At 71.5% G+C, this 26,367-nt stretch carries 25 protein-coding genes and 1 tRNA gene; 19 read left to right on the top strand and 7 right to left on the bottom strand.

Translation table 11 applies throughout. The features are described 5' to 3' along the window. Window positions 1-104: 104 nt before the first annotated feature. From fdnG to QM792_RS07960, 14 genes are all read left to right on the top strand, one after another. Window positions 105-3,191 carry a formate dehydrogenase-N subunit alpha gene (fdnG, locus tag QM792_RS08025; RefSeq protein ID WP_415149035.1) on the top strand — a complete coding sequence of 1,029 codons (3,087 nt, stop codon included), beginning with the start codon at window positions 105-107 and terminating at the stop codon, window positions 3,189-3,191. A 3-nt stretch (window positions 3,192-3,194) separates the two neighbouring features. Beyond that, window positions 3,195-4,073, top strand: a complete 879-nt coding sequence (fdxH, locus tag QM792_RS08020) for a formate dehydrogenase subunit beta (protein ID WP_415149033.1) — start codon at window positions 3,195-3,197, stop codon at window positions 4,071-4,073. After that, window positions 4,073-4,702, top strand: coding sequence for a formate dehydrogenase subunit gamma (locus QM792_RS08015; RefSeq protein ID WP_415149032.1), 630 nt, complete (start codon window positions 4,073-4,075; stop codon window positions 4,700-4,702). Before fdxH ends, QM792_RS08015 begins: the two co-directional genes overlap by 1 nt. Next, on the top strand, window positions 4,699-5,733 hold the full coding sequence (gene fdhE, locus QM792_RS08010; protein ID WP_415149030.1) for a formate dehydrogenase accessory protein FdhE: 1,035 nt from the start codon (window positions 4,699-4,701) through the stop codon (window positions 5,731-5,733). The genes QM792_RS08015 and fdhE overlap by 4 nt, the downstream gene beginning before the upstream one ends. After that, window positions 5,730-7,184, top strand: a complete 1,455-nt coding sequence (gene selA, locus QM792_RS08005; protein WP_415149028.1) for an L-seryl-tRNA(Sec) selenium transferase — start codon at window positions 5,730-5,732, stop codon at window positions 7,182-7,184. The genes fdhE and selA overlap by 4 nt, the downstream gene beginning before the upstream one ends. A 23-nt stretch (window positions 7,185-7,207) precedes the next feature. Further along, on the top strand, window positions 7,208-8,560 hold the full coding sequence (locus QM792_RS08000) for an FAD-dependent oxidoreductase (protein WP_415149026.1): 1,353 nt from the start codon (window positions 7,208-7,210) through the stop codon (window positions 8,558-8,560). Then, window positions 8,557-9,090 (top strand): TlpA family protein disulfide reductase, encoded by a 534-nt coding sequence (locus QM792_RS07995; protein ID WP_415149024.1) that lies wholly within the window; start codon window positions 8,557-8,559, stop codon window positions 9,088-9,090. Before QM792_RS08000 ends, QM792_RS07995 begins: the two co-directional genes overlap by 4 nt. Window positions 9,091-9,116: 26 nt before the next feature. Then, window positions 9,117-10,217: a transglutaminase-like domain-containing protein gene (locus tag QM792_RS07990; RefSeq protein WP_415149022.1), complete on the top strand. Its 1,101-nt coding sequence runs from the start codon at window positions 9,117-9,119 to the stop codon at window positions 10,215-10,217. Between the two features lie 7 nt (window positions 10,218-10,224). Continuing rightward, on the top strand, window positions 10,225-12,153 hold the full coding sequence (gene selB / locus QM792_RS07985) for a selenocysteine-specific translation elongation factor (RefSeq protein WP_415149021.1): 1,929 nt from the start codon (window positions 10,225-10,227) through the stop codon (window positions 12,151-12,153). Window positions 12,154-12,166: 13 nt separating this feature from the next. Continuing rightward, window positions 12,167-12,259 (top strand) — tRNA-Sec (locus QM792_RS07980). 129 nt (window positions 12,260-12,388) lie between these two features. After that, on the top strand, window positions 12,389-12,835 hold the full coding sequence (locus QM792_RS07975; RefSeq protein WP_415149019.1) for a glycine cleavage system protein H: 447 nt from the start codon (window positions 12,389-12,391) through the stop codon (window positions 12,833-12,835). Then, window positions 12,832-13,227: a DsrE family protein gene (locus QM792_RS07970; RefSeq protein WP_415149017.1), complete on the top strand. Its 396-nt coding sequence runs from the start codon at window positions 12,832-12,834 to the stop codon at window positions 13,225-13,227. The genes QM792_RS07975 and QM792_RS07970 overlap by 4 nt, the downstream gene beginning before the upstream one ends. A gap of 10 nt (window positions 13,228-13,237) precedes the next feature. Next, window positions 13,238-13,747 carry a DinB family protein gene (locus tag QM792_RS07965; protein WP_415149015.1) on the top strand — a complete coding sequence of 170 codons (510 nt, stop codon included), beginning with the start codon at window positions 13,238-13,240 and terminating at the stop codon, window positions 13,745-13,747. Between the two features lie 102 nt (window positions 13,748-13,849). Next, on the top strand, window positions 13,850-14,230 hold the full coding sequence (locus QM792_RS07960; RefSeq protein ID WP_415149013.1) for an energy transducer TonB family protein: 381 nt from the start codon (window positions 13,850-13,852) through the stop codon (window positions 14,228-14,230). Between the two features lie 26 nt (window positions 14,231-14,256). On the opposite strand, the gene QM792_RS07955 is transcribed toward QM792_RS07960, so the two are convergent. Genes QM792_RS07955 through QM792_RS07935 form a run of 5 tightly spaced genes read right to left on the bottom strand, consistent with a single transcriptional unit; the run spans window position 14,257 to window position 19,161 of the window. Further along, window positions 14,257-14,646, bottom strand: coding sequence for a diacylglycerol kinase (locus QM792_RS07955; protein ID WP_415149012.1), 390 nt, complete (start codon window positions 14,644-14,646; stop codon window positions 14,257-14,259). Then, a complete protein-coding gene (locus QM792_RS07950; protein ID WP_415149011.1) occupies window positions 14,643-16,289 on the bottom strand; it encodes a phosphoethanolamine transferase in 1,647 nt (548 codons plus the stop codon). The genes QM792_RS07955 and QM792_RS07950 overlap by 4 nt, the downstream gene beginning before the upstream one ends. Further along, window positions 16,289-16,996 (bottom strand): phosphatase PAP2 family protein, encoded by a 708-nt coding sequence (locus tag QM792_RS07945; RefSeq protein ID WP_415149010.1) that lies wholly within the window; start codon window positions 16,994-16,996, stop codon window positions 16,289-16,291. The genes QM792_RS07950 and QM792_RS07945 overlap by 1 nt, the downstream gene beginning before the upstream one ends. A 57-nt stretch (window positions 16,997-17,053) precedes the next feature. After that, the gene (locus QM792_RS07940; protein WP_415149009.1) at window positions 17,054-18,442 is read right to left on the bottom strand and encodes a sensor histidine kinase; all 1,389 of its coding nucleotides are present in this window, start codon (window positions 18,440-18,442) and stop codon (window positions 17,054-17,056) included. Beyond that, window positions 18,439-19,161, bottom strand: coding sequence for a response regulator transcription factor (locus QM792_RS07935; protein ID WP_415149008.1), 723 nt, complete (start codon window positions 19,159-19,161; stop codon window positions 18,439-18,441). The genes QM792_RS07940 and QM792_RS07935 overlap by 4 nt, the downstream gene beginning before the upstream one ends. A 236-nt stretch (window positions 19,162-19,397) precedes the next feature. Here QM792_RS07935 and QM792_RS07930 point away from each other — a divergent pair, with 236 nt between their 5' ends. Together QM792_RS07930 and QM792_RS07925 are read left to right on the top strand one after the other, a co-directional pair. Then, the gene (locus QM792_RS07930) at window positions 19,398-20,918 is read left to right on the top strand and encodes an aldehyde dehydrogenase family protein (protein ID WP_415149006.1); all 1,521 of its coding nucleotides are present in this window, start codon (window positions 19,398-19,400) and stop codon (window positions 20,916-20,918) included. A 123-nt stretch (window positions 20,919-21,041) separates the two neighbouring features. Beyond that, a complete protein-coding gene (locus QM792_RS07925) occupies window positions 21,042-21,440 on the top strand; it encodes a DUF779 domain-containing protein (RefSeq protein ID WP_415149004.1) in 399 nt (132 codons plus the stop codon). Here QM792_RS07925 and QM792_RS07920 read toward each other — a convergent pair. Next, window positions 21,437-22,378, bottom strand: a complete 942-nt coding sequence (locus tag QM792_RS07920) for a sensor histidine kinase (RefSeq protein ID WP_415149003.1) — start codon at window positions 22,376-22,378, stop codon at window positions 21,437-21,439. The two genes, QM792_RS07925 and QM792_RS07920, sit on opposite strands and share 4 nt — an antisense overlap. A gap of 43 nt (window positions 22,379-22,421) precedes the next feature. Then, window positions 22,422-23,111, bottom strand: a complete 690-nt coding sequence (locus QM792_RS07915; protein WP_415149002.1) for a response regulator — start codon at window positions 23,109-23,111, stop codon at window positions 22,422-22,424. A gap of 216 nt (window positions 23,112-23,327) precedes the next feature. Between QM792_RS07915 and QM792_RS07910 the strand changes: the two genes are divergently transcribed. The 3 genes from QM792_RS07910 to QM792_RS07900 are packed head-to-tail and all read left to right on the top strand — an operon-like array spanning window position 23,328 to window position 26,256. Continuing rightward, window positions 23,328-25,169 carry a methanol/ethanol family PQQ-dependent dehydrogenase gene (locus QM792_RS07910; protein WP_415149000.1) on the top strand — a complete coding sequence of 614 codons (1,842 nt, stop codon included), beginning with the start codon at window positions 23,328-23,330 and terminating at the stop codon, window positions 25,167-25,169. Then, window positions 25,166-25,762, top strand: coding sequence for a pentapeptide repeat-containing protein (locus QM792_RS07905; protein WP_415148998.1), 597 nt, complete (start codon window positions 25,166-25,168; stop codon window positions 25,760-25,762). The genes QM792_RS07910 and QM792_RS07905 overlap by 4 nt, the downstream gene beginning before the upstream one ends. Window positions 25,763-25,782: 20 nt before the next feature. Further along, on the top strand, window positions 25,783-26,256 hold the full coding sequence (locus tag QM792_RS07900) for a c-type cytochrome (RefSeq protein WP_415148997.1): 474 nt from the start codon (window positions 25,783-25,785) through the stop codon (window positions 26,254-26,256). Window positions 26,257-26,367: the final 111 nt, after the last annotated feature.

Below are 26,367 nucleotides of genomic sequence, written 5' to 3'. Positions count from 1 at the left end.
TCACTTCCATCGAACGTGCAAACGTATCGGGTTTCAATCTCCCCAGCTCTGCCGTGAAGCAGGCGGTTTGCGCCGGGCCGCGGGCCCGCAGGAGAACTGGAACGATGGACATGAACCGGAGGCAATTCTTCCGGGTCAGCGGAGCGGGGCTGGTGGGTTCCAGCCTCGTCGCGTTGGGCTTCTCGCCCACGGCGGCGCTCGCCGAGACGCGCAACTTCAAGCTGGCCAGGACGACCGAGACCCGCAGCACCTGCCCGTATTGCTCGGTGAGCTGCGGCGTCGTGATGTACACGCTGGGCGACAAGGCGAAGAACGTCAAGTCGACCATCATCCACGTCGAAGGCGACCCCGACCACCCGGTCAACCGCGGCACGCTGTGCCCGAAGGGCGCCGGCGTGATGGACATGATCCAGTCGCCCAACCGCACCAAGTACCCGCAGGTGCGCGAGCCCGGCAGCAGCGAGTGGAAGCGCATCGGCTGGGACGAGGCGCTGACGCGCATCGCCAAGCTGATGAAGGCCGATCGCGACGCCAACTTCATCAAGACCAACGCCGCCGGCGTCACGGTGAACCGCTGGAACACTACCGGGTTCCTGATGTCCAGCGCGGCGTCCAACGAATCCGGTTATCTCTCCGTCAAGGTCGCGCGCGGCCTGGGGATGGTCGCACTCGATACGCAAGCACGTATCTGACACGCGCCGACGGTGTCCAGTCTGGGCCCGACTTTCGGTCGCGGAGCGATGACCAACTCCTGGAACGACATCAAGAACACGGACTTGGTGTTGATCATGGGCGGCAATGCCGCCGAAGCCCACCCCTGCGGTTTCAAGTGGGTGACCGAGGCCATGCAGCAGCGCAAGGCCAAGCTGATCGTCGTCGACCCGCGCTTCACGCGCTCGGCGGCGGTGGCCGACGTCTATGCGCCGATCCGCAACGGCACCGACATCGCCTTCCTGGGCGGGGTCATCAACTGGCTGCTGTCCAACGACAAGATCCACCACGACTACGCGCGCTTCAACACGGACATCGCCTTCCTGACCAAGCCGGACTTCAAGTTCGACAACGGCTTCTTCAGCGGCTACGACGAGGGCAAGCGCAGCTACAACAAGGCCTCGTGGGGCTACCAGATCGGCGAGGACGGCTTCGTCAAGGTCGACGAGACCCTGCAGGATCCGCTCACCGTCTACCAGCAGCTCAAGAAGCACTACAGCCGCTACACGCCGGAGATGGTCAGCCGCATCTGCGGCACGCCGAAGGACAAGTTCCTGCAGATCTGCCGGATGCTGGGCGAGATGTCGGCGCCCGACAAGACCAGCACGATCATGTACGCGCTGGGCTGGACGCAGCACTCGGTGGGCAGCCAGAACATCCGCACGATGGCGATGATCCAGCTCCTGCTGGGCAACATGGGCCGGCCGGGCGGCGGCGTGAACGCCTTGCGCGGCCACGCCAACGTGCAGGGCATCACCGACATGAACGCCTACTCGGAGGTGCTGTCGGGCTATCTCTCGGCGCCGACCGACGCCGACGACACGCGCGACAAGTACCTCGCCACACGCACCGGCAAGCCGCTGCGCCCCGGGCAGATGGCGTTCACGCAGAACTTCCCGAAGTGGTTCACCAGCCTGATGAAGTCGTACTACGGCGCGGCGGCCACCGCGGACAACGGCTTCGCCTACGACTGGGTGCCCAAGCGCGACGCCGGCTACGACATCCTGCACATCTTCGAGCTGATGCATCAAGGCAAGATGAACGGCTTCCTGGTGCAGGGCTTCAACCCGCTGGCGGCGGTGCCCAACAAGAAGAAGCTGTCGGCCGCGTTCTCGAAGCTGAAGTACCTGGTCGTGATGGATCCGCTGGAGACCGAGACGAGCGAGTTCTGGAAGAACTTCGGGCCGCTCAACGACGTCAAGCCGGAGGAGATCCAGACCGAGGTGTTCCGCCTGCCGACGAGCTGCTTCGCCGAGGAGACCGGCAGCTTCACCAACTCCAGCCGCGTGATCTCGTGGAAGGAGAAGGCGGTCGATCCGCCGGGCGAGGCCAAGGTCGATTCGGAGATCGTCGCGCGGCTGTTCATGAAGATCCGCGCGCTGTACGCCAAGGAGGGCGGCGCGCTGCCCGAGCCGGTGGCCGCGCTGACCTGGCCGTACCTGAACGCGAACGTGCCGACCCCGGCCGAACTGCTGCGCGAGATCAACGGCCGCGCGATCACCGACGTGCTCGGCCCGCCGGCCGACCCGAAGGATCCGAAGTCGCCGCGGCCGGTGCTGGTCAAGGCCGGCGAGCAGATGCCCAACTTCGCGCTGCTCCAGGCCGACGGCTCCACTGCCTGCGGCAACTGGATCTACGCGGGCTGCTGGCAGCAGTCGGGCAACATGACCGCGCGCCGCGACACGTCCGACCCCACCGGGCTGGGCGTGTACCCCGGCTGGGGCTGGTCGTGGCCGGCGAACCGGCGCATCCTCTACAACCGCGCCAGCGCCGACAAGGACGGCAAGCCCTGGGATCCGAGCCGCAAGTACCTGGCCTGGAACGGCACGAGTTGGGCGGGCGGCGCCGACGTGCCCGACATGCGGCCCGACGCCGCGCCCGACCAGGGCGTGGGCTCCTTCATCATGAACCCCGAGGGCGTGGCGCGGCTGCACGCGATCGGCATGGCCGAAGGCCCCTTCCCCGAGCACTACGAGCCCTTCGAGACCCCGCTGGGCGTGAACCTGATGTGCCCGAACAACCCGAAGGCCGTCAGCAACCCGGCCGCGCGGGTCTACAAGGGCGACCTGGAGGCCTTCGGCAAGAAGGAGGAGTTCCCCTACACCGCGTCGACCTACCGCCTGACCGAGCACCAGCACTTCTGGACCAAGCACTCGCGCAGCAATGCCGTGGTGCAGCCGGCGCCCTTCGTCGAGATCGGCGAGGAGCTGGCCAAGGAGAAGGGCATCAAGCAGGGCGACAAGGTCAAGGTGCGCAGCAACCGCGGCGAGGTGGTCGCGGCCTGCGTGGTCACCAAGCGCATCAAGGCCTGGGACGTCGACGGCAAGAAGATCCACATGGTGGGCATACCCATCCACTGGGGCTTCAAGGGCGTGACGCAGAACGGCTACCTGGCCAACGCACTGACCCCGTTCGTCGGCGACGCAAATTCGCAGACGCCGGAGTTCAAGGCGTTCCTCGTCAACATCGAGAAGGTGTAAGCCATGGCCAGCCTCCAATCGCAAGATGTGGTCGCGCGCTCGGCCACCACCACGCCCACCCCGCAGGCACGCTCCGCCGTACCGCAGGTCGCCAAGCTCATCGACGAGTCCAAGTGCATCGGCTGCAAGGCCTGCCAGGTCGCGTGCATGAACTGGAACGACCTGCGTGACGAGGTCGGCCAGAACGTCGGCGTCTACGACAACCCGGTGGACCTCACGCCGTCGTCGTGGACGGTGATGAAGTTCTTCGAGGTCGAGCCGACCGAGGGCAACCTCGAATGGCTGATCCGCAAGGACGGCTGCATGCACTGCGAGGATCCGGGCTGCCTGAAGGCGTGTCCGTCGCCGGGCGCGATCGTCAAGTACGCCAACGGCATCGTCGACTTCATCTCGGAGAACTGCATCGGCTGCGGCTACTGCGTCAAGGGCTGCCCCTTCGACGTGCCGCGCATCAGCGAGAAGGACAACAAGGCCTACAAGTGCACCTTGTGTTCCGACCGCGTCGGCGTGGGCCTCGAACCGGCGTGCGTGAAGACCTGCCCGACCGGGGCGATCGGCTTCGGCACCAAGGACGACATGGTCGTCTACGGCGAGAAGCGCGCGGCCGAGCTGAAGGAGCGCGGCTTCCAGAACGCGGGGCTGTACAACCCGGCCGGCGTGGGCGGCACGCACGTGATGTACGTGCTCAAGCACGCCGACCGGCCCGAACTGGAAGAGCTGCCCAACAACCCGAGCATCAGCCCGATGGTGTCGCTGTGGAAGGGCTTCGCCAAGCCGCTCGCGGTGGCGGGCATGATCGGCGCGGTGCTGGTCGGCTTCCTGCACTACATGAAGGTCGGCCCGATCGAGGAGAAGAGCGAAGACGAGAAGGAGAATGCGTGATGAGACGAGACAGCCTGCTGCTGCGCTACACCGACAGCGAGCGCATGAACCACTGGGTCATCGCGATCTTCTTCGTGTTCGCCGCGCTCTCCGGCCTGGCGTTCTTCCACCCGGCGTTCTTCTTCCTCACCAACCTGTTCGGCGGCGGTTCGTGGTCGCGCATCCTGCACCCGTTCTTCGGCGTGATCATGTTCGTGTCCTTCCTCGGACTGTTCTTCCGCCTGTGGCGCGCCAACGTGATGACCGACGCCGACCGCGAGTGGCGCCGCCACAGCGCCGACATGCTGCGCGGCGACAAGTCGAAGATGCCGCCGGTGGGCAAGTACAACGCCGGGCAGAAGGGCATCTTCTGGGCGATGGCGGTGAGCCTCGCGGTGCTGATCGTCACCGGCGTGATGTTCTGGCGCCCCTGGTTCGCGCCCTACTTCCCGATCACCGTGGGCCGCATCGCGGTGCTGCTGCACGCGATCGCGGCGGTGGTGCTGATCCTGGCGACCATCGTGCACGTCTACGCGGCGATCTGGGTGAAGGGCACGGTGCGCGCGATGACCCGCGGCACCGTCACCGAGAGCTGGGCGCGGCAGCACCACGCGCTGTGGCACCGTGACATGACGCAGGGCCGCCGATGACGGAAGCCGCCGCCGCCAGCGTGCGGGTGATGACACCCGAGGAGATCGCCGCGCGCGCCGGCGGCGAGACGGCCTTCCTGCACCCGCCGCAGCGCGGCACGCTGTTCGCCGAGCGCGCGATGCGCCTGCGCCAGCTGGCGCGCGGCCACGCGATGGGCGACTACCTGCTGTTCATGGCCGATCTGGCGCAGGCGCAGCAGCGCCGGCTGGAGGCCTTCCCGTCCGTGCCGCTGCCGGATGCCGCGGCGCTGGACCGCGCCTTCGGCATGGGCCGGCCGCCGCTGCCGGCGGCCGACTGGCCGCGCGACCCGGCCTGGCACGGCGCCGCGCGGCAGATCGCCGCCGACCTGCAACGCGGCGCGCCGCCCGGCGCCAAGGCGGCGCTGGACGTGGCGGCCCAGGCCGACGCCGACTGGCTGGAGCGCCAGGCCGACTGCCTGCTCACCGGCGTGATGGAAGGGCTGGACCTGGCCACGGCGCCGCTGGTGGCCGCGGCCTTGCAGGTCTACTGGACCCACATGGCGACCGCCCTGCTCGCCCAGCCGCCGGAGCGCGGCGCGCCCTTCGGCCGCATCGACGACGAGACCGCCTGCCCCTGCTGCGGCAGCCGGCCGACCGCCAGCATCACGCGCAGCAGCGGCGAATCGCTGGGCCAGCGCTACCTGCACTGCTCGCTGTGCGGCCTGCAGTGGCACATGGTGCGCATCAAGTGCCCGAGCTGCCTGTCGACGAAGCGCATGGCCTACCAGTCGCTGGACACCGCCGGCGCCGACGACGGCGGCGAAGGCGGCGAAGGCGGCCGCAGCCGCGCCGCCAGCGCCGCGTTGCAGGCCGAGACCTGCGACGACTGCCACAGCTACCTGAAGATCATGCACACCGACCGCGACCCCTTCGTCGAGCCGGTGGCCGATGACCTGGCCAGCGTCACGCTGGACCTGCTCGTCTCCGACGCCGGCTACCAGCGCCATGGCGTCAACCTGATGCTGCTGTTCGGCGCGCCCGAGGCGCCGCCGCCAGACCCCGGTCCATGAACGCCCGGCCCGAAGAATCCGTGGTACACGGTTCCAAGGCCAGCGCGAAGGACCTCCCCTCCGTCGACCGCCTGATCCGTACGCCCGCCGCCGCCGCGCTGCTGGCCGAGCACGGCCACACGCTGGTGGCCGGCGAGGCGCGCGCGCTGCTCGACGCGCTGCGCGCGCAGGCGCTGGCAGGTGAGCTTTCCGCTGCCGCGGTGCAGCCCGATGCTTTGAACGCCGCGCTGCGCGCGCGCGTCGAGGCGCGCCTCGCGCCGCGCCTGCGGCGCGTGCTCAACCTCACCGGCACGGTGATCCACACCAACCTCGGCCGCGCGCTGCTGGCCGAGCCGGCGCTGCAGCACCTGCTGGCGATGATGGCCGGGCCGAACAACCTCGAATACGAGCTCGCCTCCGGCGGCCGCGGCGACCGCGATTCGGTCGTCGAGGAACTGCTCACCACGATCACCGGCGCCGAGGCCGCGACGGTGGTCAACAACAACGCCGCCGCCGTGCTGCTGAGCATCGCCGCGCTGGCGCGCGGCCGGGAGGTGATCGTCTCGCGCGGCGAGCTGGTCGAGATCGGCGGCGCCTTCCGCATGCCCGACGTGATGGCCTCGGCCGGCGCCACGCTGGTCGAAGTGGGCACCACCAACCGCACCCATGCGCACGACTACGAGCGCGCCATCGGCGAACGCACCGCGCTGCTGATGAAGGTGCACACCAGCAACTACGCGGTGCAGGGCTTCACCGCGGCGGTAGACGAGGCGCAGATCGCGCGCATCGCGCACGCGCGCGGCCTGCCGATGGCCACCGACCTCGGCAGCGGCGCGCTGGTCGACCTGGCGGCATATGGATTGCCGCGCGAGCCGCTGCCGCAGGACAAGCTCGCCGCCGGCTGCGACGTCGTCACCTTCAGCGGCGACAAGCTGCTCGGCGGCCCGCAGGCCGGGCTGATCGTCGGCACCCAAGACGCGGTGGGCCGCATCCGCAAGTTCCCGATGAAGCGTGCGCTGCGCATGAGCAAGCTGCCGCTGGCCGCGCTGGAAGCGACACTGCGCCTGTACCTGCGCCCCGAGCGCCTCGCACGGGATCTGCCGACACTGCGCCTGCTGACGCGGCCGGAGCACGAGATCCGCGCCCTCGCGCAGCAGCTCGCGCCGGCCGTGGCCGAGGCCGTGGCGCCGCGCTTCACGGTCGAGGTGGCGGCGATGCAGGGCCAGATCGGCTCGGGCTCGCTGCCGGTGGAGCGGCTGCCCTCGGCCGGCCTCGCGATCGCGCCGGCGCAGAAGAAAGGCGCCGGCCGCGCGCTCGACGAACTCGCCGCCGCCTTGCGCTCGCTGCCGCTGCCGGTGATAGCCCGCATCGCCGACGACCGCTTGCTGCTCGACCTGCGCTGCCTCGAAACCGAAAAAGACGCACAGCCCTTCCTCGCCCAACTGCCGGCGCTGCGCGACGCGCTGGCCTGACCCACAAAAAACGGAGACAAGAGATGACCCTAGCTCGACGCCAGTTCCTCGCCGGTGCGGCGGGGGCGTCGGCCGCGCTGCTCGCCGGCTGCGCCACCACTGCCACCTCCTCCTCGCCCGCGCTTCCCCCGCTGATCGCCACGCCCGGGCAGACGCTGCTGCCCAAGGGCAGGGCGCCGCGCATCGTCGTGGTCGGCGGCGGCTGGGGCGGCCTCAGCGTCGCCAAGCAGTTGCGCCTGCTCGCGCCGCAGGCCGAAGTGGTGATGCTCGAGCGCAACCCGGTGTTCTTCTCCTGCCCCTTGAGCAACAAGTGGCTGATCGACGTGGTCGACACCGCCTACCTCACGCACGACTACCTGCGCGTCTCCGAGCGCCACGGCTACCGCTTCGTGCAGACCGAGGTGCTGGAGATCGACCGCGCCGCGCGCCGCGTCGTCACCACGCAGGGCGCGCTCGACTACGACTACCTCGTCATCGCCGCGGGCATACGCTACGGCTACGAGGCCTGGTTCGGCAACGACCGCCGCGCCGCCGACGCGGCGCGCTCGCGCTTCCCGGCCGCCTACATCCCCGGCGCCGAGCACGTCGCGCTCAAGCGCGCGCTGCACGACTTCAAGGGCGGCGACTGGGTGATGAACCTGCCGCCGCCGCCGCAGCGCTGCCCGCCCAGCCCCTACGAACGCGCCTGCATGGTGGCCTGGCACTTCAAGACCAACAAGATCCCCGGCCGCGTGACCATCCTCGACCACAAGCCGCGCATCATGCCGATCGGCGTGGGCTTCAAGGCCGCCTTCGACGAGCTGTACAAGGACTACATCACCTACGTGCCGAACGCACACGTGCAGGAGGTCGACCCCTTCGCCAAGCGCATCAAGACCAGCGCCGGCGACATGCGCTTCGACCACGCCGTGCTGATGGCGCCGCACCAGGCCGCCGACATCGCCTGGAAGGCCGGCACGATCGGCGCCGACGCGCAGGGCAAGCCGACTGGCTGGGCCGACATCGAGCCGCGCCGGCTGCACCTGAAGAACGACGACCGCGTCTACGTGATCGGCGACGCGGTCGGCGAGGTGGCGCCGAGCTTCCGCTTCTATCCGAAGAGCGGCCACGTGGCGAACTCGCACGGCCACATCGTCGCCGGCTACATCGCGCAGCGCCTGGCCGGCAAGGAGCCCGAGCTGAAGCTGCCCGACAACCTGTGCTACATGCTCGTCAACGGCAGCCCGCGCGAGGCGATCAGCGTGCAGTTCGACTATTCGGTGAACGCGCAGGGCGTGATCGAGCAGCAGCAGATCGACGACAACCAGCGCCGCGCCGAGCTGGTGGCCGAGAACTTCCGCTGGGCCGGGCTGAAGTTCGAGGACATGTTCGCGTGACGACGACGCGGCCGCCGCGCCGCCGGCTGCTCGGCGCCCTCGGCGCCTTCGGTGCGCTGCTGGCGCTGCCCGCGCCGGCCGCCGACCCGCCCGCGCAGCGCCGGCCCTGGCCGCGCGGCGCGGCGACGCCGGCGCTCGAACTGCCCGACCTCGACGGCCGCGCCTGGCGCCTGGCCGAGCAGCGCGGCCGCGTGCTCGCGCTGAACTTCTGGGCCACCTGGTGCCCGCCCTGCCGCGAGGAGATGCCCTCGCTCGAACTGATGGCGCAGCGCCACGAAGCCGACGGCCTGCAGGTGGTGGCGGTGAACTTCAAGGAAGGCGCCGCGACCATACGCCGCTTCATGGAGAACGAGGCGATGAGCCTGCCGGTGCTGCGCGACGCCGACGGCTCGGCCGCCAAGGCCTGTGGCGTGCGGCTGTTCCCGAGCACCGTCTTCATCGGCCGCGACGGGCGCGCCGCCTTCAGCGTGATCGGCGCCGCCGACTGGACCGGCGAGCCGGCGCGCGGCTGGCTGCGCGCCCTGCTGTGAATCAACCCTGGAACGAAAGGACTGCCATGAACCGCACCCTCACCCGCCGCGCGCTGCTGCAAGGCGGCGCCGCGCTGCTCGCCGCGCCGCTGGCCGCGCGCGCCCAGGAACGCCGCTTCGAGCCGCAGCCCGGCGCCTGGCGCACCTTCGACCTGAGCACCAGCGTGAGCGTGCCCGAGGCGCTGGGCACCACGCGCGTCTGGCTGCCGATTCCCGACGTGGCGAGCGACTGGCAGCGCCCCGGCGAGAACAGTTGGAGTGGCAACGCCACGGCCGCGCGCATCGTCGCCGACCCGGCGCGCGGCGTGCGCATGCTGTATGCCGAGTTCGCGCCCACGGCCGGCGCGCCGGCGCTGACGCTGGTCAGCCGCGTGCAGACGCGCAGCCGCGCGGTCGACTGGGCGGCGCGCACGAAGGTCGACGAAGACCCGGCGCTGCTGCGCGCCAGCCTCGCGCCGACCGCGCTGCTGCCCACCGACGGCATCGTGCGCAAGACCGCGCTGCAAGCCACCCGGGGCGCCAAGACCGACATCGACAAGGCGCGCGCGATCTACCAGTGGGTGGTGAGCAACGCGCACCGCGAGCCCACGGTGCGCGGCTGCGGCAACGGCGACATCGAGGCGATGCTGGAAAGCGGCAACCTGGGCGGCAAGTGCGCCGACCTGAACGCGGTCTTCGTCGGCCTGTGCCGCTCGGCCGGCGTGCCGGCGCGCGACGTCTACGGCCTGCGCCTGGCGCCCTCGGCCTTCGGCTACAGGGAACTGGGCGCCAACCCCGCCAACCTGAAAGGCGCGCAGCACTGCCGCGCCGAGGTGTTCCTGCGCGGGCACGGCTGGGTGGCGATGGACCCGGCCGACGTGCTGAAGGTGATGCGCCAGGAGACGCCCGAGTGGATCAAGGACACCGCGCACCCGCTGGCCGCGCCGGTGAATCGCGGCCTGTTCGGGCGCTGGGAGGGCAACTGGGTCGGCTGGAACACCGCACACGACGTGACGCTGCCGGGCAGCGAACGCAAGGGTATGCTGCCCTTCCTGATGTACCCGAACGGCGAGAACGACGCCGGCCCCTTCGACGAACTCGCGCCGGACGGCTTCCGCTACGCCATCAGCGCCAAGGAACTCGCCTGAACCCTTCATGATCGTCGGCACCGCAGGCCACATCGACCACGGCAAGACCACGCTGGTGCGCGCGCTCACCGGCGTCGACACCGACCGTCTGCCGGAGGAGAAGAAGCGCGGCATCAGCATCGAGCTGGGTTATGCGTTTGCCGACGTGCCCGAGTCGAGCGAGCGGATCGGCTTCGTCGACGTGCCCGGCCACGAGCGCCTGGTGCACACCATGCTCGCCGGCGCCACCGGCATCGACTTCGCGCTGCTGCTGGTGGCCGCCGACGACGGCGTGATGCCGCAGACGCGCGAGCACCTCGCGGTGCTGTCGCTGCTCGGCCTCGCGCGCGGCGCGGTGGCGGTGACCAAGGCCGACCGCGTGGACGCGGCGCGCCTGCAGGCGGTGAAGGACGAAGCCGCCGCGCTGCTGCACGGCACGCCGCTGCAGGGCGCGCCGGTGCTGGCGCTGTCGGCGACCAGCGGCGCCGGGCTGGCCGAGCTCAAGGCGCTGCTGTTCGACGCCGCGCGCCGCCTGCCGCCGCGCGCCGAGGCCGACGCGGCCTTCCGCCTGGCCATCGACCGCGCCTTCACGCTCGACGGCGTCGGCACGGTGGTGACGGGCACGGTGCACGCCGGCACGGTGACGGTGGGCGACACGCTGCGCCTCGTGCCCGGCGAGCGCGAGGCGCGCGTGCGCAGCCTGCATGCGCAGAACCAGCCGGTGCCGTCCGCGCACGCCGGGCAGCGCTGCGCCGTGGCGCTGGTGGGCGTGGCCAAGGACGAGATCACGCGCGGGCAATGGCTGGCGGCGCCGGCCGCCGCGATCGCCACCGACCGGCTCGACGCCGTGCTGACGCTGTGGCACGAAGAAACCAGGCCGCTGCGCTCCGGCACGCCGGTGCACGTGCACCTGGGCGCGGCCGGCCTGCCCGGCACGGTGGCGGTGCTCGACGGCGACAGCCTCGCGCCGGGCGCGACGGCGCGTGTGCAACTGGTGCTGCGCCAGAGCGTCGGCGCCTGGCACGGCGAGCGTGTCGTGCTGCGCGACGCCTCGGCCAGCCGCACGCTGGCCGGCGGCAGCGTGCTCGACCCCTTCGCGCCGCAGCGCTACCGGCGCACGCCGCAGCGCCTGGCCGAACTCGACGCGCTGGCGCTGCCCACGCCAGTCGCGCGCCTGGCCGCCGTGCTCGCGCACGCGCCGAACGGCGTCGACCTGCGCCGCTTCGCCGCCGCGCAGGGCCGCGCCGCCACACTCGACACACTCGACGCGCCCGGCGCGCTGCATCACGCCGATGCGCACGGCGACTGGGCGCTAGGCGCCGCGCACGCCGCGGCGGCGCGCGGCGCGGTGCTGGCCGCGCTGGCGGCCTACCACGCGCGCCAGCCCGACGAGATCGGCCCCGACGCCGCGCGGCTGCGCCGCCTCGCCCTGCCGCGCCTGGCCGAGCCGCTGTGGCATGCCTTGCTCGACGCGCTGCGCGCCGAGGGCGCGCTGGCGCTGCGCGGCGCCTTCGTGCACCTGCCCGAGCACGGCGTGCGCCTGTCGGCCAGCGAGGAACGCATCGCGCAGAAGGTGGCGGTGCCGCTCGCGCAAGCCGGCTTCGAAGGCGCCTGGGCGCGCGACCTGGCGCGCGACGGCGGCGAATCCGAGGCGTTGATGCGCACCACGCTCGCGCGGCTGGCGCAGCGCGGCGAACTGCACCAGGTCGTCAAGGACCTGTATTACCCGATGGCGACCATCGCCAGTCTCGCTAGCATCGCGCGGCGGGTCGCCGCCGAGCAGGGGTCGGGCGAGGTCAGCGCCGCGCGGTTCCGCGACGCCACCGGCCTCGGCCGCAAGCGCGCGATCCAGGTCCTGGAGTATTTCGACCGCATCGGCCTGCTGCGCCGCGTCGGCGACATGCACAAGCTGCGCGCCGACTCGACGCTGTTCATCGCCGAGGCGGTGTCGACGTGACGAGCATGAACACGGAGGGGAAACGATCCTGGTGGATCGGCCGGGCTTCAAACCCGGTGGGTGGCGCCATGCGCTGCCGGGCGGGTTCGACTCCCGTTCCCCTCCGCCGAGATGACGCCCCCCCCGGAAGCGCCTGCGGCGCCTCCCCCCAGGGGGCAACGCCGGCGGCCCGGCGAAGCCGGTTCCGCGGCGTTTGCTTGGGTCCAGTGGCGGCATGCCGTTGTGGAGCGTCGTCGTGAACGCTGCGGGGTTCGAGTTTCCCGACGATCTGCACTACCTGGTCGAGCACCAGGTGTGGGTGCGGCTGGAGGCCGACGGCACGGCGACGGTGGGCATCACCGCGCTGGGCATCGCGCAGGCCGGCGAGATCTACATGTGCCGGCCGAAGACGGTGGGCAGCGAGGTCGAGCAGGGACGCTCGATCGCGGTGGTGGAACTGGCCAAGGCCATCGTCTCGGTGAAATCGCCGCTGCGCGGCACGGTGCTGGCCGTCAACGAACGGCTGGCCGCGACGCCCGAGCTGGTGCACCGCGACCCCTACGGCGAAGGCTGGCTGGCGCGCGTGCGCCCGGCCGACTTCGAGGCCGACCGCGCCGCGCTGCTGCACGGCGAGCCGGTCGCCGCGGCGATGGCGCATCATGCGTGGCTGTCGCGCATCGGGAACGAAGGCGAGAACCCATGAGCTTCGTCGACGAGCCGGTGGCCGGCCTGGCCATCCTGCTGTGGGCCGCCGACCCCGAGCGGCCGCAGCTTCTGGCCACGCCCTTCTTCCACGCCGCCGCGGCGGCGGCGATGGACATCCCGGTGGAGATCTACTTCAGCGCGCGCAGCGTGCACCTGCTCGCCCCCGGCGTGGCCGCCGCGCTGCGCGCCAGCGACCGCCACGCCAAGACCGTGCTCGACGCGATGCGCGAGGCGGTGGCGCACGGCGCCAGGCTCTATGCCTGCGGCGACGCGCTGGACGCGCAAGGCATCGCCCCGGACACGCTGATCGCCGAATGCCACGGCCGCGGCGGCGCGGTGCAGTTCATGGCGCGCGCGGCGGATGCGCGCTGGCGGGCGTTGGTGTTCTAGGCGCTTGCCCATGAGCCTCACCCGCCACGTCCGCATGCTCACGCGCTACAACGCCTGGGCCAACCAGCGCCTGTTCGCGCTGCTGGGCACGCTGCCGGACGAGGTGCTCACGGCGCCGCGCCCCACCGGCTTCGGCACCATCGTCAACACGCTGAGCCACGCGCACGTGGTCGACCTGATCTGGCGCGCGCACCTGCAGGGCCAGCCGCACGGCTTCACGAGCCGCAACACCGCGACCGGGCCGCCGCTGCACGAACTGCGGCGCGCGCAGGCGGACGTGGACCAATGGTTCGTGGACTACGCCGATACGCTGTCGGACGCGGCGCACGACGAAATCGTGCATTTCCGCTTCGTCGACGGCGGCGCCGGCGCGATGTCGCGCGCCGACATGCTGCTGCACACCGTCAATCACAAGACCTACCACCGCGGCTACGTGGCCGATCTGCTCTACCAGGCCGGGCTGAAGCCGCCGGTGATGGACCTGCCGGTATTCCTGCGCGATACCGCGCCGGCGCCGTGACGCCGGCCCGCGACGCGCGCCTAGACTCGCTCCCCGAACGCTCGCCACGCAGCCCGCAGCCACGCACGGGCGTCCCCTTGGATTCAACGCCCGGAGCCCGACGTGCAAGCACCCTCTCGCGTTTTGCTGCCCCTGCTGGCCTCGCTCGCCTTCGCCGCGCAGGCACAGTACGAATGGCCCGAACCGGTCGTCCGCATCGAGGACATGCGCATGCTGGCGCCGATGCGCATCTCGGTGCCGACGATGCGCCCCAGGGGCGAGGTACGCCGCCCGGTCGTGCTGCGCGTGCATGTCGACGCGGCCGGCGAGGTGCGGCGCGTCGTGCTGCTCGAAAGCTGCGGCAGCCCGGGGCACGACGAGGCGGCGATGCACTCGATGCGCGCCGCGAAGTTCGCGCCCAAGCTGATCGACGGCAAACCCGCCGACGTGACCATGGTCGTGCCGCTGCACCTGCCGCGGCCCAGGCCGGCATCGGGTTCCTGACGCCGCGGATCAGGCCGCGTGCGCGCTCAGCCCCACCGCCCCCACACCGCCATCCCCCACACCAGCACGCACAGCAGCAGCGACAGCAGCACCGCCGCGCTGCCCATGTCCTTGGCGCGCCTGGACAGCTCGTGCTGCTCGTAGGAGATGCGGTCGATGGCCGCCTCCACGGCGGAGTTCAGCAGTTCGGTGATCAGCACCAGCAGCACCGAGCCGAGCAGCAGCGCCAGTTCCACCCAGCCGCGCGCGATGAAGAAGGCCGCCGGCAGCAGCAGCGCGGCCAGCAGCGCCTCCTGCCGGAACGCGCTCTCGCCGCGCAGTGCGGCCTCGACACCGGCCAGCGAATGGCGCAGCGCCCACGACAGGCGGACCAACCCGGTGCGCCCCTTGTGCGGGTTCGTCGTCGCCTCGCTCATCCGTCCGCCCCGCCGCGGCGGCACGGGCCGACCAGGTCGCTGCCGGCGTCGTAGCTGGGCGTCTCGATCTGCATCAGGCCGAGCACCGAGTGGTAGATGTCGTCGTGCCGCGCCGGGCGGCGGGCGCGCTCGCGCAGGCAGGCCGCGTCGACGCCGTCCCAGCCGCGCGCGCCGGCGCCGCCGAACCACCACAGCATCGGCACCGCGAGCTGCTCGCGCGGCGCGATCGCGTAGGGCATGCCGTGCAGGTACAGGCCCTTCTCGCCCAGCGATTCGCCGTGGTCGGAGAAGTACATCAGCCCCACGTCGAAACGCTGCTGCCAGCCCTGCAGCATGCCCACCGCCTGCGCGAGCAGGTGGTCGGTGTAGCGGATCGCGTTGTCGTAGGAGTTGACGATCTCCTCGCGCGAGCACTCGCGCAGCTCGCGCTTCGTGCACTCGGGCTGGAAGTGCGCGAACTCGCGCGGATACCGCTTCGAATACGCCGGCCCGTGGTTGCCGAGCTGGTGCAGCACGACCACGGTGTCGCGCGCCGGCGCCTCGCCCTGCGCCTCCACCACGCGGCGCAGGCCGTCGAGCAGCACGCCGTCCAGGCATTCGCCGCCGGGGCACAGCCGCGGGTCGGTGCCGCTGGAGACGTCGACGAACTCCAGCCCCGCGCACACCTTCTTGCAGCCGGCCTGGTTGTCCAGCCACACCACGTGCAGGCCGGCGCGCGCCAGCAGTTGCGGCAGCGACTCGCTGGCGCGGATGCGCGCCTCGTCGTAGCGGGCGCGGCCGAACGAGGAGAACAGGCAGGGCACCGACACCTCGGTGGAGGTGCCGCAGGCCGTCACGTCGGTAAAGTTGACGACCGGCAGCGCGGCCAGTTCGGGGTTGGTGTCGCGCGCGTAGCCGTTGAGCGAGAAGTTCATCGCGCGCGCGGTCTCGCCGACCACCATCACCAGCAGCCGCGGCTTGCGTCCGTGCGCCGGGGACGCGGCGTGCACCGGCAGCAGCGGCTCGCGCGCGCGCCGGGCGTCGCGCATGTCGGCGGCGAGCGCGCGGCCGGTGGAGTACAGCAGGTTGGCCGGCGTGATGCGGTAGCGCAGCTCGCGCTGGTTGCGCATCGTCGACGAGAAGTCCTGGAACACCAGCAGCAGCGCGGCCACGCCGACCACCGCGGTGCCGGCCACGAAGGCCAGCCGCCGCCCCAGCGCCGGCGCCAGCGCCGTGCGGCGCCGGATCGGCACGCGGCACAGCGCGGCGAAGGCCACCGCGCCGATGCCGGCGTTGACGAGCAGCCACGGCGACACCAGCTCCGAGGCTTCGCGCACCTCGGTGCGCAGCGCGTTGCGCATCATCGACGGATCGAGCACCACGCCGTAGCGCTGCATCAGGTGCTGCGCGACGAGGCTGGCGACGATCAACAGCCCGAGCAGCGGCCGCACCGTGGCGCGCGTGGCCAGCAGCAGCACCACCACGGCCTGCGCCGCCGCCAGCAGCACGGTGGTGCCGGCGACGAAGCGCCAGGTGCCGAGGTCGGCCGCGCTGCGCCCGGCCAGCGCCTCGCGCCAGAACGGGATGTTGGCCAGCGCGATCAGCAGCGCCATGGTGGCCAGCACCAGCACCTCGACCGACCAGCCCCGTTCGTCGCGGTTCATCACGGCGCGGCCTCGGCCTGCGCCGCGCGATCCGGCGCCAGCAGCGCGAAGGCCAGCGCCGCGGTGGCGAGGTCGATCGCGGCCGACCACAGGTTGTGGCTCAGGAAGTGCGCGCCCTGCGCGATGCGCAGCAGGCTGAAGGCGGCGCCGGTGAGCAGCCCCAGCCACAGCCCGAGGCGGCGCAGCCTGGGCTGGTTCATCACCTCGCCGGCGAAGGCCAGCGCCACCAGCGAGAAGCCGCCCGCCGCATGCCCGCTCGGGAAGCAGCGGCCGGCGTTCAAGCGCGACACGAACCACTCGGCGCTGTAGTCGGCGCTGCCGCCGAAGGCCTTGAGGCTCCACGGGCAGGCGTGCGTGTTGATGTCCTTGAGCAGCGTCACGAGGATGGGGCCGGCGCCCATCGCCACCACCAGCGTCCACAGCAGCCGCCGGTGCGCGGCCAGCCGCGGCACCCAGTGCGACGCCACCGCGGCGGCGCCGATCAGCAGCCACAGCGCCAGCACCAGCGACTTGCCCAGGCGGTGCCCGAGCAGGTCGAGCCAGCCGCTGCCGCTGACCAGGAAGCGCTGGGCGTGGGCGTCGTAGAACGCCGCGCTCAGGCCGGCGTCGAGGCCGGTGCGCGGCACGGCCACGGCCAGCGCGATCAGCGCCAGCGGCAGCAGCAGGCCGACCTGGAGGAAGAAGCGCTGGCGGCTCGACAAAAGCATGCCGCCAGCGTAGGCAGGGGCACGTCAGCGGCGCGTCGACGCCGCGTCAAAGGCGCGTCAAGACATCGTGGCGGGCGGCGCCGCGGTGTCGGCCGCGTCGTGCAGCGCGATCACGAAGCGCGTGCCCCGAGGCTGCCCGGCCTCGACCGTCAGGCTCCAGCCGTTGGCCTCGGCCACGCGGCGCGCGATGGCCAGGCCCAGGCCGCGCTGGTAGTCGTCGCCGGCGCCCGGCGCGGCGGCGCGCTGCGCATCGGGTGCTTCGGCGGAATCGGGTGAATCGGCCAGCCGGCCGCGGTAGTAGCGCTCGAACACGAAGGCACGGTCTTCCGCCGCGATGCCGGCGCCGTCGTCGGCGACGCTCAGGCGGCCGTCGGCATAACCGACGCGCAACTGCGCCGGCGCGGCGTGCTCGGCGGCGTTGCGGAACAGGTTGCGCAGGATCGCCATCAGGGCCTGCCGGTCGACCAGCGCGTGCGCCTGCGCATCGACCTCGTTGCGCAGGCTCAGGCCGCGCGCCTCGGGCAGCTCGCCGAGGCTGGCCCAGGCGTCGTCGACGCAGTCGAGCAGCGGCACGCGCTGCGGCGCGCCGGCGCGGCCGCCGTGCAGCGCGCGCTCGGCCTCGAGCGCGCCGGTGATGGCGTCCACCGCGGCGAGCGCGCGGCGCAGCCGCTCGGCCTGCGGCGCGGCGGCGGCGCCGCCCTCGGCCTGGCGGCGCAAGGCGCCTTCGAGCATCTCGAGGTCGGTGCGCAGCGCGGCCAGCGGCGTGCGGATCTCGTGGTGCATGTCGGCGAAGCGTTCGCTCTCGCGCGCCAGGCCCTGCTCCCAGCGCACCTGCACGCGGGCGAAGGCGTCGAGCACGCGGCGCTCCTCGTCGACGGGCAGCGCCGCGCCCGGCTCCGAGGCCGGCGCCCAGTGGTCGAGCAGGCGCGCCACCTTCTCCAGCGGCGCCACCAGCAGGCCCGACACGTAGCGCGAGATCCACGCCGCCATCGCGATGAAGAACACGCCGAGCGCGAACACCTGGGCGGCGAAGGCGCGCACCTTCGCCTCGTTGCGCGCGGCGTTGTAGCGCACGAACAGGCGCCCGCCCGCCGCCGGCGCGACCATGATGTGGTACTCGCCGCCCGCCGCGCTGTCGAGGTGCGGGCCGTCGGCCAGCGCGCGCATCGACGGCGGCAGTTCGTCGGGCAGCGTGCGCCCGTCGGCGGCGGTCCACCAGGCCTCGTAACCCTCGGGCAGCAGCACGCGCTCGCGCCCTTCGCCCAGCACCTCGGCGCCGCTGCGCTCCAGCCCGCGCGCCAGGTGGCGGCTGGCGGCCAGCACCAGGTCGTCGACGAGGTCGTCCTCCTGCTCGTGCATCGCCAGCACGGCGAGTGTGCCCTGCACGATGGTGAACAGCGCCGTCAGCGCCACCATCGCCACGCGCACGCGGCGCCGCAGCGTCATGCGTCCGCCTCCGGACGCAGCCGCCAGCCCAGGCCGGGGCGTGTCTCCAGGCCGTCGAACCCGGCCTGGCCGAGCGCGCGCCGCAGCAGGTGGATCTGGCTGCGCAGCGCGTCGCTGTCGGGCGAGCCCTGCGGCCACAGCGCGGCCTCCAGCTCGGCGCGCGACACCACGCGGCCGGGGTCGCGCAGCAGCAGTTCGAGGATCTGCAGGCCGCGCGGCGGCAGGTGCACCGCTCGCTCGCCGACGAAGACCTGGCGCTCGCGCCGGTCCAGCCGCAGCGCGCCGGCCACCAGCGCCACCTCGGCCACCGCCTTGGTGGCGCGGCGGTGCAGCGAGCGCACGCGCATCGCCAGCTCGACCAGCGAGAAGGGCTTGACGAGGTAGTCGTCGGCGCCGGCGTCGAAGCAGGCCTGCTTGCTGGAGATCGCATCGCGCGCCGTCAGCACCAGCACCGGCAGCGTCAGCCCGAGGCGGTGGCGAAGCTGCTCCAGCACCTGCTGGCCGTCCAGGCGCGGCAGCCCGAGGTCGAGCACCAGCACGTCGAAGGTGCGGCGGCCGAGTTCGAGCAGCGCGGCATGGCCGTCGTAGGCGATGTCGACGAGAAAGCCGTTCGCCTCGAGGTACTCGACGACGTTGCGCGCGATGGTCTGCTCGTCCTCGACGACGAGGACGTGGCAGGCCGGATCGGGCGGCGTGGAATGCGAAGGCGGGCGCGGCACGCGGCGAGTCTACGACCGCGGCGTTGCTCCGCTTCGTGACAACGGCGTGCCACGCGGCAGCACCGGCGCGGGCGTGGTGATCGGGGCAAACCCTCGCTTCCGAGCGCCGAATGCCGCGGAATACCGCGATGTGGGCGCCAGGCACGTTGGCATGCGGTGTGCAGTGCATCGTGCGGTACCGCGCCGGCATCCGGGTCGCGCGGCCCTCCATCCACCCATCCGCACGGAGACAAGCCATGATCTACGCCCAGCCCAACAGTGCCGGCGCGCCCGTCGAATTCAAGCGCACCTACGACAACTTCATCGGCGGCAAGTTCGTCAAGCCGGCCGACGGCCAGTACTTCGACGTCATCACGCCGATCAACGGCAAGGTCTTCACGCAGGCGGCGCGCTCGAACGAACGCGACGTCAACCTGGCGCTGGACGCCGCCCACGCCGCCGCCGCCAAGTGGGGCGCCACCCCGCCGGCCGAGCGCGCCAACCTCCTGCTGAAGATCGCCGACCGCATCGAGCAGAACATCGAGCGCCTGGCCTACGCCGAGTCGGTGGACAACGGCAAGCCGATGCGCGAGACGCTGAACGCCGACATCCCGCTGGCGGTCGACCACTTCCGCTACTTCGCCGGCTGCGTGCGCGCCCAGGAAGGCGCGCTCAGCGAGATCGACGGCAGCACCATCGCCTACCACTTCCACGAGCCGCTCGGCGTGGTCGGCCAGATCATCCCCTGGAACTTCCCGATCCTGATGGCCGCGTGGAAGCTCGCGCCGGCGCTGGGCGCGGGCAACTGCGTGGTGCTCAAGCCGGCCGAATCGACCCCGATCAGCATCCTGGTGCTGGCCGAGCTGATCGCCGACCTGGTGCCCCCGGGCGTGCTGAACATCGTCAACGGCTTCGGCCGCGAAGCCGGCATGCCGCTGGCGCAGAGCAAGCGCATCGCCAAGATCGCCTTCACCGGCAGCACCGCCACCGGCCGCGTGATCGCGCAGGCCGCCGCGAGCAACCTGATCCCGGCGACGCTGGAACTCGGCGGCAAGAGCCCGAACATCTTCTTCGAGGACATCGCCTCGGCCGACGACGCCCTCTTCGACAAGGCGATCGAAGGCCTGGTGCTGTTCGCGTTCAACCAGGGCGAGGTCTGCACCTGCCCGAGCCGCGCGCTGATCCAGGAATCGATCTACGACAAGTTCATGTCGCGCGCGCTGGAGCGCGTCAAGAAGATCAAGCAGGGCAACCCGCTGGACACCGACACGATGATGGGCGCGCAGGCCTCGGCGATGCAGATGGACAAGATCATGTCCTACCTCGAGCTGGGCAAGCAGGAAGGCGCGCAGGTGCTGATCGGCGGCGGCAAGGCGCAGCTCGGCGGCGACCTGGGCGGCGGCTACTACATCCAGCCCACGCTGTTCAAGGGCAACAACAAGATGCGCATCTTCCGGGAGGAGATCTTCGGGCCGGTGCTGGCGGTGACGACCTTCAAGGACGAAGCCGAGGCGCTGCAGATCGCCAACGACACGCCCTACGGCCTGGGCGCCGGCGTGTGGAGCCGCGACGGCAGCCGCGCCTACCGCATGGGCCGCGCCATCCAGGCCGGCCGGGTGTGGACGAACTGCTACCACGCCTACCCGGCGCACGCGGCCTTCGGCGGCTACAAGGAATCGGGCATCGGCCGTGAAACGCACAAGGCCATGCTCGACCACTACCAGCAGACCAAGAACCTGCTGGTGAGCTACTCGCCCAACGCGCTGGGCTTCTTCTGAGCGAAGCGATGAAGAAGACTCGGCGCACTCGTGGCCCTTCGCTGGGCTTCTTCTGAGCGAAGCGATGAAGAAGACCCAGCGCACTCGTGGCCCTTCGCTGGGCTTCTTCTGAGGAGCCGGACGATGGAACCGCTGCCGCGCGTGCGAACCACTGCCGCGGCGCGCGCGCTGGTCGAGCAGTTGCGCGCGCGGCACGGTGCGATCCTGTTCTACCAGTCGCACGGCTGCTGCGCGGGCAGCGCGCCGATGTGCTTCGCCGAGGCCGAGCTGGCGCTCGGCCCCGGCGACCGCCTGCTCGGCCGCCTCGACGGCGCGAGCGACGGCGTGCCGGTCTACGCCAGCGAGGCGCAGTGCGAGTACCTCGCCGGCCTGGCGATGACACTCGACGTGGCCCCCGGCGACAGCGGCAGCTTCGGGCTGGAAGACGGCTCGGGCCAGCACTTCACGGCGCAGATGCGCCTGTGGACCGACGACGAAGTCGGCCGGCTGGCGCCGATCGAACCCGTACCGATGCAGCGTTAGTCCGCCGGCGGCGCCGCCCTCAGCGTCGCCGCCAGCACCAGCCCCGGCCGTTCGTGGCCCGGCCGCGCGGGACGCAGCGCGAGATCGCCGCCGAACGCCCAGACACGCTCCTTGATGCCGGCCAGGCCGTTGCCGCGGCGCGGCGAGCCGCCCGCGTCGGCCAGGCCGATGCCGTCGTCGGCCAGCGACCATTCCACCGCGTCGCTGTCGTCGGGCCAGCGCAGCGCGAGCTTCACGTCCCCGGCCTGCGCGTGGCGGGCCACGTTGGTCAGCGCCTCCTGGCTGATGCGGTACAGCGCCAGCGCCAGGTCGCGCGGCATGCCGCGCCCGCGCCGCGCGTCGATCTCCAGCGCGACGCGCAGCGCGCCGCTGCCGCTCCTGCGCCAGCCGTCGGCCAGCCCTTGCAGCAGCTCGGCCAGCGTGGCCACGCTGACCGCGCCGCCCTCGTCGTCGACGCCGGCCAGCGGCTGCAGCCGCGCCAGCAGGCCGCGCACGTCACCCTGCACCGCGGCGCACTGCTCGAGCATGCCTTGCAGCACCGGCTGTACCTCGGCGTGGTCCTTCAGCTTGTGCGCCAGCCAGGCGGCATCGACGCGGATCGCGGTCAGGCGCTGGCCGAACTCGTCGTGCAGCTCGCGCGACAGCCGCATGCGCTCCTGCTCCTGCAGCGACTGCACCTTGTGGCCGAGCCGGCGGCGCTCGGCCTGCGCCGCGGCCAGCGCGGCGCCGAGCGAGCGCAACAGCAACAGCAACAGCAACAGCGCCAGCCCGGCCATCGTGGCGGCCAGCGCCATCGCGGCGCGAACCCCGCCGTCGACGCCGGCATCGGTGCGCGCCAGGCCGAAGCCGAGCGCCGCCAGCAGCGTCACCAGCGCCGCGGCCAGCGCGCGCCGCATCACGCGGCGCGGCAGGTCGAGCGGGCGGCGCGCTTCGCTCACGGCTCACGGCCCGCTCAAGCCCCGCCGCCGGATCGTTCCATGCTCAGCACGGCAACGCGCTCGCCGCGGCGCCGAGGCCGGCCAGGCCGTGCTGCTCGGCCAGGCGCATCAGCCGGAAGTCGTTGCGCACGTCGAGCTTCTGGCGTACCTGCGACATGGTGTTGAGCACGGTCTTCTGGCTGACGTGCAGCGCCTGCGCGATGACGGCGGCGTCCTGCCCGGAGGTGGTCAGCCGCAACACCTCGAACTCGCGCGGCGTGAGCTGCGCAAACGGATCGAAGGCCGATTCCCCGGCCTGGGCCTGCGCCAGGCAGAACTGCGCCACCTCGCCGGAGAACACGCGCCGGCCCTCGGCCACCTGGCGCAGCGCGTCGAGGAGCTGCTGCGGCTCGCTGTCCTTGGTGACGTAGCCCATCGCGCCCAGGCGCAGCGCCTGCAACGCGAAGCCGGCGTGGTCGTGCATCGTGAAGGCCAGCATCTTCAGGCGCGGCTGGCGCTCGCGCAGCCGCCGCATCGCCTCCAGGCCGCTGTCGTTCTTCAGGCTGAGGTCGATCACGGCGATGTCGATCTCGGCCTGGCGCAGGCATTCGCAGGCCTGCGCCGAGGTGGCGGCCTCGGCGACGACGCACATGTCGTCCTCGCCGTCGATCCATCTGCGGTAGCCATGGCGCACCACTGCGTGGTCGTCGAGCAGCAGCACCTTGATGCAGTCGGACAGCAGCTTGTTGTTCATCTCGCGGTTCGTTGATTCAGGGTTTACGCGCGCTTTGCGAGGCCATTTGTGCCACGCCGAAGCACCCCCACCAAAACGCAATCCGCATGCCTGCCGCACGGCCCGCGCCGCAGGAAGAAGTCCCGCCGCCGCGAGGACCGTCTCCCGGGGCGCGCGACGGGCCGATTCCTAGACTGCCGCCGCAGAGCCCTTTCATCACAACGAGGAGACCGAGAGATGAGACAGACCCTCCTGGCATTGGCTTGCAGCATGGCCCTGGCCACCAGCGCGCAGGCCGCCGGCAAGAACGTCACCTGGGACGACATCGCCAACGACCACCGCACCACCGGCGACGTGCTCACCTACGGCCTGGGCCTGAAGGCGCAGCGCCACAGCCCGGCCAAGCAGATCAACACGAAGAACGTGAAGAACCTGCTGCCGGCCTGGAGCTTCAGCTACGGCGGCGAGAAGCAGCGCGGCCAGGAAGCGCAGGCGCTGGTGCAAGACGGCGTGATCTACGTGACCGCCAGCTACTCGCGCTTCTTCGCGCTCGACGCCAAGACCGGCAAGCAACTGTGGATGTACGAGCACCGCCTGCCCGACGACATCCGCCCGTGCTGCGACGTGATCAACCGCGGCCCGGCGATCTACGGCGACAAGGTCTACTTCGGCACGCTCGACGCGCGCATCGTCGCGCTCGACAAGAACACCGGCAAGGTCGTCTGGAACGAGAAGTTCGGCGACCACAAGGTGGGCTACACGATGACCGGCGCGCCCTTCGTCGTGAAGGACGCCAAGAGCGGCAAGGTGCTGCTGGTGCACGGCAGCTCGGGCGACGAGTTCGGCGTGGTCGGCTGGCTGTACGCCCGCGACCCCGACACCGGCGCCGAGGTGTGGGCACGGCCGATGGTCGAAGGCCACATGGGCCGCCTGAACGGCAAGGACAGCACCGTCAGCGGCGACGCGAAGGCGCCGAGCTGGCCGCGCGACAAGGACGGCAACCTCGTCGAGGCCTGGCATCACGGCGGCGGCGCGCCGTGGCAGACCGCGAGCTTCGACGCCGAGACCAACACGGTGGTGATCGGCACCGGCAACCCGGCGCCGTGGAACACCTGGAAGCGCACCAAGGAAGGCGACGATCCGCGCAACTGGGACAGCCTGTTCACCAGCGGCCAGGCCTACGTCGACGCCGGCACCGGCGACCTGAAGGGCTTCTTCCAGCACACGCCGAACGACGCCTGGGACTTCAGCGGCAACAACTCGGTGCTGCTGTTCGAATACAAGAACAAGGACGGCAAGCTCGTCAAGGCGAGCGCGCACGCCGACCGCAACGGCTTCTTCTTCGTGACCGACCGCGAGAAGCTCGCCAACGGCGCCGGCATCGGCGGCAAGCCCACCGGCCTGATCGGCGCCTGGCCCTTCGTCGAGGGCATCACCTGGTCGAAGGGCTTCGACCTGAAGACCGGCAAGCCCGACGTCGTCAAGGGCCAGCACCCGCCGCTGCCCGAGGCCGGCAGCGACAAGGGCAAGTCGATCTTCGTCTCGCCGCCGTTCCTCGGCGGCACGAACTGGATGCCGATGTCCTACTCGCCCGACACGGGCCTGTTCTACATCCCCGGCAACCACTGGGCGATGGACTACTGGACCGAGCACCTGACCTACAAGGCCGGCAGCGCCTACCTGGGCCAGGGCTTCCGCATCAAGCGGCTGTACGAGGACCACGTCGGCATCCTGCGCGCGATCGACCCGAAGACCGGCAAGATCGCCTGGCAGCACAAGGAGAAGTTCCCGCTGTGGGCCGGCACCCTCACCACCGCCGGCGGGCTGCTGTTCACCGGCACCAGCGACGGCTACGTGAAGGCCTTCGACGCCAAGACCGGCGAGGAGCTGTGGCACTTCCAGACCGGCTCCGGCGTGGTCAGCGTGCCCATCACCTGGGAGCAGGACGGCGTGCAGTACCTCGGCCTGTCCTCCGGCTACGGCGGCGCGGTGCCGCTGTGGGGCGGCGACATGGCCGAGCTGACCCGCCAGGTCACGCAAGGCGGCAGCTTCTGGGCCTTCCGCCTGCCGTCGCGGTGAAGCCGAGCGCGCTTCTCGCCGCGGCCGTGGTGGCATTCGCCGCCACGGCCACCACGGCGGCGCAAGCCCAAGCGCAGGCGCAGCAGGCGCCGGTGGTGCGTGTGATCAACGGCTGCCACCTGTGGCCGTATGCGCAGTGCCCCGGCGCCGACCTGCGTGATGCCGACCTGGTCGGCCTCGACCTGCGCGGCGTGGACTTCACCGGCGCGAACCTGGCCGGCGCGCACCTGCGCGCCGCCAACATGGCCGGTGCACGCCTGGACGGCGCCAACCTGACCGGCGTCGAAGGCTACGCGCTGAACGCGCCGGGCGTGTCGATGCGCGGCGCGCGGCTCGTACAGGCGCGCCTCGTGCAGGCCCGGCTGTTCCGCGCCGACCTGAGCGGGACCGACTGCACCGGCGCGAGCTTCGAAGCGGCGCGGCTGAACTTCACGCAGTTCGTCGGCGCGCGCATCATCGGCGCCAACCTGCAGGAGGCGAAGTTCGTCGCGGCCAACCTGCGCGAAGCGGTGTTCGACGACAACCTGCTGCGCTACACGATCTTTCCCGACTCGGAGATGGGCGGCTGCCGCGGCTGCCCGACCGACTGGTGACGAAGGCGATGAACCCCGCCATGACACGCATTGCAGCCAGCCTGCTGTTCGCCCTGGCCGCCGCCGGGCCCGCGTTCGCGCTCGAACCGGTGCCCGCCGGGCTGCCGGCGCTCGACGCGGCGAACCCGCCCAAGGGCAACCCCTATCGCGGCAGCGACGCCGTGCTGGAGGCCGGCGGCGTGGCTTACGAGCGCTACTGCGCCGAATGCCACGGCGAACGCTCCAGCCGGCCGGTGGCCGAAGGCCCCGACCTGCGCCGCCTCAACACCTTCTGCAACCGGCTCACCGACACGGCGCTGAAGACACACTGCCTGGCCGACGTCGACACCTACTTCCTCTTCTCGGTACGCGAGGGCAAGCTGCGCGCCGGCCAGATGCACATGCCGGCGTGGAAGACGGTGCTGCCGCCCGAGACCATCTGGGCGATCCGCAGCTACACCGAGACGCGCCCGCTGCCTCCGCCACGCACGCTGCCGGACCTGCCGAAGCGCTGAGAAAGCCGGCGCGATTCGCACCCGGCGGCGCGCGACGCCGAGGGTTTTCACGCGGACTGCGCCATTGCGTGACAGTCTCGCGTCGCACTGGAACAGGCGGCGATGGCGCTG

The sequence above is a fragment of the Piscinibacter sp. genome, from assembly GCF_047600445.1.
Classification (GTDB): domain Bacteria; phylum Pseudomonadota; class Gammaproteobacteria; order Burkholderiales; family Burkholderiaceae_C; genus Piscinibacter.
Note: the sequence above shows the minus strand (reverse complement) of the source record. Positions and strands in the feature narration are given on the sequence as shown.